Source organism: Vibrio sp. KUL80 (assembly GCF_059725495.1).
This window is the reverse complement of the sequence record NZ_AP045842.1, coordinates 1,650,763-1,663,297: the sequence shown is the minus strand read 5'-3', so window position 1 is coordinate 1,663,297 and position 12,535 is coordinate 1,650,763. Positions and strand designations below refer to the sequence as shown.

9 protein-coding genes are annotated in these 12,535 nt (G+C 46.1%); 6 read left to right on the top strand and 3 right to left on the bottom strand.

The window, feature by feature from the left end:
• Positions 1-4 precede the first annotated feature (4 nt).
• From AC6I8U_RS24005 to AC6I8U_RS23995, 3 genes are all read right to left on the bottom strand, one after another.
• Positions 5-1,234, bottom strand: coding sequence for an extracellular solute-binding protein (locus tag AC6I8U_RS24005; RefSeq protein WP_234496968.1), 1,230 nt, complete (start codon positions 1,232-1,234; stop codon positions 5-7).
• A 103-nt stretch (positions 1,235-1,337) separates the two neighbouring features.
• On the bottom strand, positions 1,338-2,189 hold the full coding sequence (locus tag AC6I8U_RS24000; RefSeq protein WP_234496969.1) for a carbohydrate ABC transporter permease: 852 nt from the start codon (positions 2,187-2,189) through the stop codon (positions 1,338-1,340).
• The gene (locus tag AC6I8U_RS23995) at positions 2,189-3,109 is read right to left on the bottom strand and encodes a carbohydrate ABC transporter permease (protein ID WP_042471241.1); all 921 of its coding nucleotides are present in this window, start codon (positions 3,107-3,109) and stop codon (positions 2,189-2,191) included. Before AC6I8U_RS23995 ends, AC6I8U_RS24000 begins: the two co-directional genes overlap by 1 nt.
• Before the next feature lie 371 nt (positions 3,110-3,480).
• Here AC6I8U_RS23995 and AC6I8U_RS23990 point away from each other — a divergent pair, with 371 nt between their 5' ends.
• The 6 genes from AC6I8U_RS23990 to AC6I8U_RS23965 all read left to right on the top strand — a co-directional run bounded on the left by AC6I8U_RS23990 (position 3,481) and on the right by AC6I8U_RS23965 (position 12,475).
• The gene (locus AC6I8U_RS23990; protein ID WP_498018808.1) at positions 3,481-4,575 is read left to right on the top strand and encodes an ABC transporter ATP-binding protein; all 1,095 of its coding nucleotides are present in this window, start codon (positions 3,481-3,483) and stop codon (positions 4,573-4,575) included.
• A gap of 140 nt (positions 4,576-4,715) precedes the next feature.
• The gene (locus AC6I8U_RS23985) at positions 4,716-5,714 is read left to right on the top strand and encodes a substrate-binding domain-containing protein (protein ID WP_498018807.1); all 999 of its coding nucleotides are present in this window, start codon (positions 4,716-4,718) and stop codon (positions 5,712-5,714) included.
• A gap of 20 nt (positions 5,715-5,734) precedes the next feature.
• Positions 5,735-8,002 carry an alpha-galactosidase gene (locus tag AC6I8U_RS23980; protein WP_498018806.1) on the top strand — a complete coding sequence of 756 codons (2,268 nt, stop codon included), beginning with the start codon at positions 5,735-5,737 and terminating at the stop codon, positions 8,000-8,002.
• A gap of 264 nt (positions 8,003-8,266) precedes the next feature.
• Positions 8,267-10,138 (top strand): methyl-accepting chemotaxis protein, encoded by a 1,872-nt coding sequence (locus tag AC6I8U_RS23975; RefSeq protein WP_498018805.1) that lies wholly within the window; start codon positions 8,267-8,269, stop codon positions 10,136-10,138.
• A gap of 134 nt (positions 10,139-10,272) precedes the next feature.
• The gene (locus AC6I8U_RS23970; protein ID WP_498018804.1) at positions 10,273-11,754 is read left to right on the top strand and encodes an ATP-binding protein; all 1,482 of its coding nucleotides are present in this window, start codon (positions 10,273-10,275) and stop codon (positions 11,752-11,754) included.
• A 22-nt stretch (positions 11,755-11,776) separates the two neighbouring features.
• Positions 11,777-12,475: a response regulator gene (locus tag AC6I8U_RS23965; protein WP_498018803.1), complete on the top strand. Its 699-nt coding sequence runs from the start codon at positions 11,777-11,779 to the stop codon at positions 12,473-12,475.
• The last annotated feature ends 60 nt before the right edge of the window (positions 12,476-12,535 follow it).

The window sequence follows — 12,535 nt, the reverse complement described above, 5'->3', positions numbered from 1 at the left end:
TTACCTAGTTTTTAAATGTACGTTGACGTACTTTTTCCAAACGCTTGAGGATTTGATCGACTCGCTCAGGTTTTACCATGAACTCTTGGAAACCCTTCATGCCTTCTTTCGCCATGGCAGGATCAGTATCACGGTCATAGAACTGAGCTGTACCACTCGCTTGAGCTAGCATTTCAACACCGATGTTTAGGAACTCGTCATCAGCAGGCTTCGCTTTGCTATTAGTCGGGATTTGCAATAGAACGTCGTTAACAAGCTGCTGAATCTCTGGCTTAGCAACAAATGCAAGGAACTTACGAGCGTCTTCTTTGTTCTTCGCTTTGCTTGGGATGTGAATCGTATCCATCGGCGCGTCTTCTGCCAAAGGAACAGCAGGGTCAATCACAGGGAACTGGAAGAAGCCCATTTTGCCTTCCAACTCGTCAGGGAAGTTTGGAGCAATAAAGTTACCAATTAGGTACATTGCGGCTTCACCGTTATATAGGAATGGCTGTGCTTCTTGCCAAGAGTATGATGCGTGGTTTTCAAGGTAGTAGCCTGGTTCAACAAGTTCCGCCCAGTTAGCAAATGTCTTTTTCACTCGCTCATCGGTGTATGGGACCTTACCGTCCATTAGGTCGATGTGGAAATCTAAACCGTTGGTACGTAGGTTGATGTAGTCAAACCAACCTGCTGCTGTCCAAAGGTACTTAGTACCGATAGCGAATGGTGCAACCTCATTTTTCTTTAGTGTTGCAGCGGCAGCTTTTAGCTCATCCCATGTTTTCGGTTCTGCGATGCCATACTTCTCAAAGATATCTTTACGGTAGTACACACCCCACTGGTAATACGTGTATGGTACGCCATATTGCTTACCGTTTACCGTCATTGCTGGTGCTGCAGATTTGAAGTCCTGAGCCATGTTATTCTCAGCCCAGATATCACTCACATCTTCAAGCAAACCACGGTCTACGAACGTTTTCATACGGTTACCCGCATACCAGAACACAACATCCGGTGGAGACGTTACCAGCCAGTTACGTATCGTCGTCTTGTACGCTTCTTTGTCATACAGGTTGTACTTCACCGTAATGTCTGGGTTTTCTGCTTCAAATCGTTTTACGATTTCAGCCCAAGCTTCCTTTGGTGCAGGGTCTGCTTGGTCAGAGTTGATAACTAACTCACCCGCCCATGCTGTAGCAGAGACAGTTGCGCTTAGTATCGTGGTAGCAACGAGGTGTTTCACAGTTTTCATAGTAAGATCCTTATTGTCGAGCGTAAGCTCAGGCTCCATTTGTTATCGTTATGTTTTGCGTTGATACACTGCATTCAACGCGGGGTATGCAGTACACTTAGAATTAACCTTTGGTCGCTCCTAATGTTAAACCTGCAATAAAGTGACGTTGCATCGTAAAGAACAACACCACCGGAGGAATAGCAGCGACGATTGCACCCGCCGACATAAATTGCCATGCTGCCAACCACTGCCCTTTCAGAGAACTCAATCCAGCTGTTACCGGACGTACTTCATCACTTTGAACGAGTACTAGTGCCCAGAAAAAGTCATTCCATATAAAGGTAAAGACGAGAACCGACAATGCCGCAAGTGCAGGTCTCACAAGAGGTAGCACGACATGCCAAAAGATTTTCATTTCACTCACGCCTTCAACTCGCGCCGCTTCAATCAGTGCGTTAGGGATGCCAACGATGAAGTTACGCATAAACAGCGTGCAAAACCCTGCTTGGAACGCGACATGGAAAAAGATAAGAGCCCAGTGGGTATCGTAAAGCCCAAAGGTGATGGTCAGGTCACGCACAGGAATCATAAGAATTTGAAACGGGACAAAATTGCCTGCGATGAACATCGCAAAGATCCAGATGTTCGCCTTAAAGTTGTATTTGGCTAGGGCAAAGCCTGCCAACGTGGACAAAGCAACCGCGCCAGCAACAGCAGGTAACGTGATGATAAGACTGTTAAGCAGGTATTGACCCATAGGCGTCGCAGTGAATACCTGAGTATAGTTTTCAATAAACTGGATATCCGTTGGCCATCCCCAATAGTTACCTTTGTTGATGTCCTCCATAGAGCGGATAGACGTCATCATTACCGCGATAAGCGGAAGTAACCACAGGACAATAGCGATAGGCAAAGCCACTCGATAGCTTATGTTGGTAAAGCGTCCTGACTTTTCGATCGGTTGTGGGTACATTATTTTTCACTCCTTAGCATTCGCCACAAGAAGTAAGCGATATAGATATCCATAATCAGGAACAGAACAACAGAAACCGCCGCACCATAGCCCATCCGATAGTTAAAGATTGACTCTTCGTACATTTGATATGCCAACACTGTAGAACTACCCCACGGGCCACCAGCCGTCATGGTCGCAACCAAGTCAAAGGAGCGAAGTGCACCAATCACCGTAACGACGATAGCGATAAAGGTCGCTGGACGAAGCTGAGGCAGAACCACATACCAAAGCATGCGAAGCTTTTTCGCACCATCTAATCGAGCTGCTTCAAGCTGCTCTGGATCCAAATTGTTTAAGCCCGTCAAATAGAGAATCATGCAGTATGAAATTTGTGGCCACAGACCCGCAGCAATGATGCCGTAGGTGACGTAGTCTTCATTCGACAAAATCGCCATAGGTTCAACATTGAAGAAGCCCAATACGATATTGAACAGACCAAATGATGGATCATAAAACCAAGCGAAGACCAAACCGACAACCACTTGAGAGATAACAAAAGGGAAGAAGAACAACGACTTAACAACGCGTATCCCCCTTACCTGTTGGTTCAGAAACAGCGCGATAGCAAGCCCTAGTGGTGGTGCAAGCATAAAGAACACCAACCACAAAAAGTTGTTTTTTAAAGAGGTGTAAAAGGCTTCTGAGTCAAAGAGTTCGCGATAGTTGTCTAAACCAACCCATGTTTTCTCGCCGAGCCCGTCCCACTCATAAAAGCTCAGCCAGATACTATCCAAGATGGGATAAATCACGTAAACCGCAAAAATGAGCATCGCCGGCGCCAAAAACAGCCAGGGGGCAACATTGGTATTAATGCGGCTCTTACGCCGCTGTGAAGGTAATCGGTTTTTGGGGTATACCGTTTTCACAGATTGTTCCATTTCAAGGTGACTCCTACCTCACCGCAACATACTGTTAACACATATTAATTTTAGTAAATATCAACAATAAGTACTGTTTTAGATGAGTTTTAGTGAAAATACACCTAAATATTAGCCAGCATGGTGAAATGTTGTACTGCTCAAAATTAAAACTGTAAACGTTTCCACACTTTTCACTCAAATTCGTTAACAAATTATGATCATGATCAACTATTCTGGGTTTGACAGCTAACAAGAGTGCGATTAGGGCGTATGGTGATGGTATCAACGGACATCATGCGAGCACGATTAGCGCTATCGAAAACGTATAGGCTAACCGCTATCACTCGCTAAACTTTTGCTTTTACTTGTCTGCATAACTAGGAGTTCTTATGGCTGACATCCGCTTAAACCAAGTCATCAAACGCTTTGGTAAGGTACAAACCATCCACGGTGTGGATCTCGATATTAATGATGGTGAGTTTGTGGTGTTTGTCGGACCATCTGGCTGCGGTAAATCAACACTGCTTCGCTTGGTCGCAGGGCTAGAAGAGATCTCCGATGGTGAGATTTATATTGATGATGAGAGAGTCAACGACGTCGATCCGGCGGAGCGTGGCGTGGCGATGGTGTTCCAATCTTATGCCCTCTACCCTCACATGACGGTTGAAGAAAACATGGGTTTTGGTCTCAAGATGAATAACCATCCTAAGGACTACATCCATAAGCAAGTACAGAATGCAGCTAAAACACTGCAATTAGAGCACTTGCTAAAGCGCAAACCGAAAGAGCTGTCTGGTGGTCAACGCCAACGTGTGGCCATCGGTCGCGCCATTGTCCGTAACCCTAAGGTGTTTCTATTTGATGAACCCCTATCTAACCTAGATGCAGAGCTGCGCGTTGATATGCGATTGCAAATCGCCAAGCTCCATCAAGATTTAGCTAACACGATGATCTACGTGACACACGATCAGGTTGAAGCGATGACGCTAGCCGACAGAATCGTGGTGTTGAGGGATGGTCGGGTAGAACAAGTCGGCAGCCCTCTTGAGCTATACCACACACCACAAAACGAGTTTGTTGCTGGGTTTATCGGCTCTCCTAAAATGAACTTCATTCCTACCCTAGTAGAAGAGATTACCGATACTAACCTCACCCTAAAAACCGACAAAGGTGAGCGTTTTACGCTTCCGCGAACTGACAGCAGTTCCTCTACGCCTAATACAGGTGACAAACTGAGCCTTGGCGTTAGACCGGAACATCTAACACTTAACCATGACAGTCCTGTCAAATTGCAGTTCCAAAGTGAAGTTGTGGAGCGTCTGGGTAACAGCACCTATCTATTCGGACAGGCGTCCGGTGTCGACGGATTCAAGGTGCACTTACCAGGTGACCAAGCAGTCAGCAAATTTGAGAAAGTCGAGATAAGCTGCACCTATGAGGATGTGCATCTGTTCGATGCAGACGGACAACGCGTCACCTTATAACCTCGAGTCGGTCGCAAGTCTCAGCGAGTATTCGAGCAATCATAGCAGCCACAAGGATTTGTTTATCCATCGAATTGCGCTCCGCTATGAAACACGCTCTAATACTCGCCTAATTTAAGAGCCCAAGTAAAAGGTGCCCAATGGCAACCATCAAAGATGTCGCAAAAGAAGCAGGAGTCTCTGTCGCTACAGTGTCTCGTGTGATCAATAAATCGCCTAAAGCGAGTCAGTCTTCCATTACTTCTGTCACGGCAGCGATGAAGAAGCTCGGCTATCGCCCAAATGCGGCAGCGCGTGCCTTGGTCAATCAAAGCACCAATACAGTGGGTGTTGTCGTAGCGGATGTCTCTGACCCATTTTTCGGGACTCTATTAAAATCGGTCGATCAAGTTGCTCGAGAAGCTGGAAAGCACATATTAATTGGACATGGCTACCACAACGCTGAGGATGAACGCCATGCGCTAGAACTGCTGATTAACAGTCGATGCGATGCAATTATTCTGCACGCCAAAGGTCTCAGTGATGAGGAGCTCATCAATTACGCCAAAGAGGTGAAAGGGTTGGTCATTATCAACCGCTACATTCCAGAGATCGAATCGCGCTGTATTTCCCTTGATAATGAACGTGGTGCCTACCTTGCCACTCTACAGCTAATCAAATCAGGGCATCGTAACATCGCGTGTATTGCCTCTTCTCAGGATATCGAAGATACCCATCAGCGAATTAAAGGCTATCGCACCGCTCTAGAAGACCACGGTATTGCGCTTTCCAAAAACTACATTGAGGCTGGCGAACCAAGCAGTGATGGCGGTGAGCTGGCTATGACGAATTTGTTGTCAAAGTCACTCGATATTACTGCCGTCGTGACTTACAACGATTATATGGCAGCGGGCGCTATCCAAGCGCTGGAAACCAATGCGATTGCTGTCCCTCAAGACATTTCCATAATTGGCTTCGATGACGGTCTGATCGCCCGTTTCGTGCATCCTCACCTAACTACGGTTCGCTACCCTATTGCCATGATGGCAGAAAGAGCGGCTCGATTGGCCTTGTTGCTATCACGTGGCGAGCAGATTGAGGATGATCCAATTGTTTTCACTCCAACTCTCGTGCAGCGTAAGTCCGTAATGACACGCTAACCAACCCTTAAGGTGGCGCAATGATTTTTGTTAATAGCGAACAGCTTGAGTTCCATCTCCAAACATCCAAAACAAGTTACATCATCAAAGCGAACGAAACAGGTCATCTCATCAATCTCCATTACGGTGATAAGATGACACATCGCAGTAGCTTTGCAGCACTTGATCAGCGTTACAGCGGAAAGATGGGCTCGACAACGGACTACGCTGATGTTCCTGGACAAAGTTTAGATACCCTGAAACTCGAAGTCCCCACCTTAGGGAAAGGCGATTACCGAAGCCCACTTTTACACATTGAGTATGCAGATGGGTCACGCATTACCGACCTCACCTACTCTTCACACCAAGTTGTTGACAGCAAACCTGCACTCGCTGGGTTGCCGTCAGCAAGTGGCGAAGAAAAAGGTCAGCACCTTATCGTTACGCTTGTCGACGCCATCACTCGATTGGCTGTCGACGTTCACTACTCGGTTTATGAAACCTCAAACGTTATTACTCGCCATCTTGTTATTCGCAATGAAGACAACCAAAGCATGCAAATTCATCGAGCGCTAAGCAGCTGTGTCGATTTTGCAGAGGAAGGCTTTGACCTTATCCACCTTCAAGGCAAGTGGATAAAAGAAGCACAAATTGCTCGCCAACGACTCAACAAGGGCATAGTGCAGATAGATTCCAAGAAAGGCGTGAGTAGCGCGAACCACAATCCGTTTATTGCAATAGCAGATAAAGAAACCAACGAGCACATGGGGCCTTGTTACGGCTTCGGCGTCTTCTACAGCGGAAATCACCTATCTGTCGCTGAGGTATCGCCGCATTGCTTAACTCGCGTCATGACAGGAATCAATGATTTTGACTTCCGATGGGAGTTAAAACCCAACTCAAGCTTCACGACGCCAGAAGTTGCTCTCACCTTCTCTGCCACAGGCTTAAATACCATGAGCCAACAACTGCACCACTTCATTAATCATCATGTGGTACCAGAGCAGTGGCGATTGGTCGAACGTCCCATTCAGGTGAACAATTGGGAGGCAACGTACTTCGATTTTGACTACGACAAACTGGATGCTATTGCCCAGAAAGCTCAAGATATTGGTGTTGAGCTGTTTGTTCTCGATGATGGTTGGTTTGGCAAACGAGACGACGATACTACTAGTCTCGGAGACTACTTCGACAATCCGAAACTCCAAGGCGGTATTGCTCGTATCAGCAAAAAAGTCAAAAGTTATGGACTAAAATTTGGCATTTGGGTCGAACCTGAAATGGTGTCACCTGACAGTGAGCTATTTAGAAAACACCCCGAATGGGCGGTCGCTCATCCACTAAGGGAGCCTTCTCTGGGACGCAATCAACTCGTTCTAGACATGGCAAACCCAGACGTAGTCGACTACCTGTTTGATAAGCTAAGTGATGTATTTTCCAGAGCGGATGTTGACTATGTGAAGTGGGACCATAATCGTAACTTCAGTGATAATTACGCCCAGTCTTTAACCCCATCGACTCAAAGCGGATTTAATCACAGATATGTACTTGGGCTATACGACTTGTTGGCTCGCTTAACCGATGCATTTCCAAATATCCTATTTGAGTCATGTTCTAGCGGTGGCAACCGATTCGATCTCGGTATGCTTTGCTACATGCCTCAAACTTGGACCAGTGATAATACCGATGCTATTGAGCGCTTAAACATACAGCACGGCACATCCATGTGTTATCCCCTGTCCTCTATGAGTGCTCACGTCGCTGCCAAACCTTCACATCAGGTACTGCGTCGCACACCATTGGAGACTCGATTCAACGTCGCTGCATTCGGCAACTTTGGTTATCAACTTGATATCACTCAGCTTTCAAGCAATGAAACTCAAGCTGTCAAAGAGCAGATTGCATTCTATAAGCAACATCGCACACTGATTCAATTTGGGCGTTTCTATCGGTTAGCCTCCCCTTTTGACAACAATATCTCCACTTGGCTTGTCACTACCGAAGACGGTACTGAGGGACTGCTTGGCTATTACCAAAAACTTCAACAAAGTAACGGCGATTTAGAGCGAATCAAGCTACCATTTTTTGATCCCGAATCTGAATTCGAGGTTCAGTCACGCTCTCAATACAATGAAGAGGTAGAAACAACGAACGTGAAAGTGACACCAGAGCTTTATCGTCTATTTGGTGACCAGCTCGCCGCGTTTGGTTTGCCTTTGAACAGCCAATTTCTAGGTGTAGAGATCACTGAACAGACTCGTCATATTGGCGATTTTGGTTCGAGAATCTACCACCTTAAACGAAAATAGATTTATAAATCAGCACGCTAATCGCCCGCTATTCCTAACCACGGAATAGCGGGCGATTGTTTTTATATATCCTTACTTATATCACTGTTATGACCAGTAAAAATATTCGATATATCCCTCTAAAGTTCATGCCTGACAGGTCGATAATCTGTATAGTTATACAAAACACTGTTCTTAATAATAAATCTGATTCATAACACCAGTTATGCATTCAATGTTGGCTATCTATAAAGGCAATATTTAGAGCTAAATCTAGGAAGTAGTATGAAATTTAGTCACAAAATCGTTTCCGCTTCGGCGGCTTTGCTACTCGTAACCGTTTCAACCCTAGGGATTACCCAGTTGATCACGGTGCGTAGCGAACTTCAAAGTCACATTGACACTAGCATCAACGAGTTAACCACAGGCGTTAAAAACACTATCACTTATGACTTAAATGCCAAGCGCGATATGGCAAGTGCCGTTACAGAGTCATTGGAAATTGACCCTCTAAATAACGACTACGTGGAAGACATCATTACCACCTCAACACTGAAGTCTAACTTCCAAGCGGTAGGTGTGGGCTATGAATCAAATGGTTCGCTAATCAGTAACGATGGATGGATACCGGATAGCAGCTATGACTCACGTGCGCGCCCTTGGTATAAAGAAGCTAAGGCAGCCAACAACACAATCATTACTGACCCTTATGTCGATTCATCGACCAAGAATGTCATTATCTCGTTAGGCTCTGCGCTTAACGACGAATCCGGTCGTTTTGTAGGTAGTGTTGTGTTTGACGTCACCTTGACCACACTCGCTGACCTAGTAAACCAAACCAACCTTTTCAACGCAGGTTATCTGTTTGTAGTGACGGATAAAGGCATGACGATTGCCCATCCAGACGCAAGCCTTAACGGTCAACCTGTCACTAAATTTGTTCCTGGTATTCAGCTCACGCAAGGTACTCAAGAACTTCAAATTAATGGTAAAGATTACCAAGTAAACCTTATCCAAGTTCCTGATGAGAACTGGTACGTGGGCGCGATCATCGATAAAGATGTCGCCTTTGCAGCCATTGGTAAAATGCGTAATCAGTCCATCATGTTTATCTTGGTTGGCGTGATTGTTAGCGTTATTGCTCTGACGCTTCTAATCCAATTCCTGATGCGTCCTTTGACAGATCTGAACGCTGCGATTCAAGACGTTGCAAACGGCGACGGAGACCTAACACATCGCCTAGACACAAACACGGATGCAGAGTTTGCTGAACTCGCGAAAGGCTTTAACACCTTCACCGAAAACCTTCAGCAGCAAATCATTCAGTCGAAAGAGATCTCAACCAAGATCCTAGCGCTCACACAGCAAACAACGGAAGGCGCGAAACACTCAGCAGTTGCAATGAATACCCAGCTTCAAGAACTTGAACAGCTTGCGACCGCAATGAATGAAATGGCAAGCACGTCGTCAGAAGTCGCTAACAATGCTCAAGGTGCAGCAAGTGCCGCGCAAGCCGCAGACACTGCGACTCAAGAAGGCTCTGAGGTGGTACTTGATACCACATCGGCTATCACTAACCTCTCTATGAGTATTGAAGAAGCAGTTATCGAGGTTCAAGGGCTAGAGTCAGCAACAGACAACATTGAAACCATTCTTAAGGTTATCAATGATATTGCCGACCAGACAAACCTACTCGCTCTAAACGCAGCCATTGAAGCCGCACGTGCTGGTGAGTCTGGTCGTGGTTTCGCAGTGGTCGCCGACGAAGTACGGACTCTTGCGCAACGCACTCAAGAGTCAACAACAGAAATTCGTAGCATGATTGAGCAGCTTCAGGCAGGCGCACACTCTGTTTCTAGCGCTATGTCTCAAAGTAAGGAAAGCGCCACAATGGCCGTCGATCGCGCGCAAAGTGCCAACGATGCACTCGAGCGTATTCGTCAGTCTATCGCACAGATTTCTGACATGAACATGCAAATCGCCGCCGCAGCAGAAGAGCAAAGCTTGGTAGCGGAAGAGATCAACGCCAACACCATCAAGATCAAAGATCTAAGTGAGCAAGTATCTGATGCCGCTAATGGCGCGGACACGGCAATGACTGAGCAGTTTGATAACGTTCATCAGCAAGAAGCGATCTTAAACCGCTTTAAGGTATAAGCTCGCTAACACTTCAAGCTTAAAGCTCTGGTCTTAATACCGGAGCTTTCTTTTTTAACCATCGCTATTTCTCCAAATTTTCTCCACAATATTGAGGTAGACTAAAGCTAACACTCCGTTTTCTCTGGATTCGCATGCGCTTTACTCTGTTTCAAAAGTTGTTTTTATCGCTTCTAACTTCAAGCTTGTTACTATTAGCAGGTATGGCGTATCTGATTAACTCTAGTTTCAAAGAAGGGCTACAAAGCTACTTGAATCAAGAAGAGCTCACAAAGGTAGAAAGCCTTGCAAGCAATGTCTCTAGTTACTACTCCGAAACCTATGGTTGGGATAAGCTGCTTCGCTCTCCGCAAGTACTCGCCACCTTGATGCAGCAAATTGGCGAAGCGCCGCCTCCTCGCCCTAGGCGAGGTCCGCCCCCAAGGCACGACCGACTGTCTCCTGATACGCTTCCTCCTTCATCAAAGCTTGAACGCGAGCAAGCCTTATTCGTGCCACTTGGAGTGCGTATCAGCTTGCTAGATGAGAGTCGTACGCCTCTGTTAGGCCCTATGAGTCACGACTTTATCCTTGACCAAAGCTTGCAGTTTGTAAGCTATGTGCCTATCGAACATGACAGCAATACAGTTGGCTGGCTTAGCGTAGTGCAGAGTCGCAGCGTCTCAAATAAACTTGCCGAGAGCTTTATTCAGTCACAGACCACTCATGTACTGACCATTTCATTAGCCGCTCTGTTACTGACCTTAACCATCGCATTTTTCTCAGTGCGGTACTTGCTTAAGCCACTAAGCGCGCTGCACCATGGCGCCGTAGTTGTTGGCTCTGGTAAGTTGGATCATCGCATTGAGCATACAGGGAGCGATGAGCTTGCCGACCTTGTCGAAGCATTTAATCAACTTACCGCATCGTTAGAGCAGCAGAAACAATTGAGAGACCAGTGGCTTTCCGATATTTCTCATGAGCTTCGAACGCCCGTCGCGGTGCTAAAAGGTGAAATCGAGGCTCTACAAGATGGGATTCGCCCCCTTGAAATGCGGTATGTCGATGGATTGCATGACCAAGTATCCACGCTTACAAGGTTGATCAATGATTTACACACATTAGCCCTATCAGATAGTGGGGCCAAAGACAGTGACCAGAGAGATGCAGTAACACTGGTAGACGTGTTATCACCTATCGTTGAGCGTTATGAACTGAGGCTACAAGAAAAATCCATCTCACTTGAGCATCAACTTGATGGCAATCCAGAAATTGAAGTCTTCGCCGATTCGAAGTCACTTCAGCAAGTTTTTCAGAACCTGTTTGAGAACTGCTTCCGTTATACTGATGAGAATGGCTCGGTCAGGCTTTCAATTCAAGAGAGCAAAAACGAGGCGACTATCATTATTGAAGACAGTTATCCAAGCGTGCCAACGCAAGCTTTACCTAAACTCTTCGAGCGCCTTTATCGCGTCGATAAATCTCGCAGCCGCGCCAATGGCGGCTCCGGACTTGGGCTTGCTATCTGCCAAAGCATCGTAAAAGCGCACAATGGAAGCCTAAATGCCGAACACTCACCGCTGGGCGGCTTGAAAATGGTCGTAACGCTGCCAAAATCCAGCAACGATGAGCAATAAAAACAGAAACAAAGGAATGACCATGATTTTAATCGTTGAAGACGAACCTTCACTGGCAAACATTGTGTCCGAATACCTTCAGCATAATGGATTTGAATCACACATTATCGATGACGGCGATAAAGTCATCGAATGGGTAAAGGAACACACCCCTTCTTTAATTTTGTTGGATTTAATGCTCCCTAATCGCGATGGATTGGATATCTATCGAGAACTACGCACTTTCAGCGATGTACCCGTCATGATGGCGACGGCTAAAGTCGACGAAATAGACCGCTTGCTAGGTTTAGAACTGGGCGCTGATGACTATATCTGTAAGCCTTACAGCCCAAGAGAACTTGTTGCCAGGGTCAAGAACGTACTAAGGCGCAGTCAAAGCACCAAGACGGCGTCACTGTCCGAGGCTGAACAAGTCAGCCCACAAGCGACGCTAATCATCGACGATGCGCAAATGAAGGTCACTATTGATAGTCAAGTTTTATCCTTAACGCCCGCTGAGTTTAAATTATTGCGTCATTTCAATAGTCATCATGGTGTTGTCTATAACCGAGATCAGCTCATTGATCGCATCTATTCAGACGGAAGAGTCGTCACCGATAGAACCATTGACAGCCATATAAAAAACCTGCGCAAGAAGATATTGGCTATCAACCCAAGCTACGATTGGATTAAGTCGATATACGGCGTGGGTTATCGATTCGAGTTGAATGAACGCGACTAGCCATCGGATTTCATCTTCACAAACAAACCCAGATACCTCCATATTTTCTGCACTTTTATC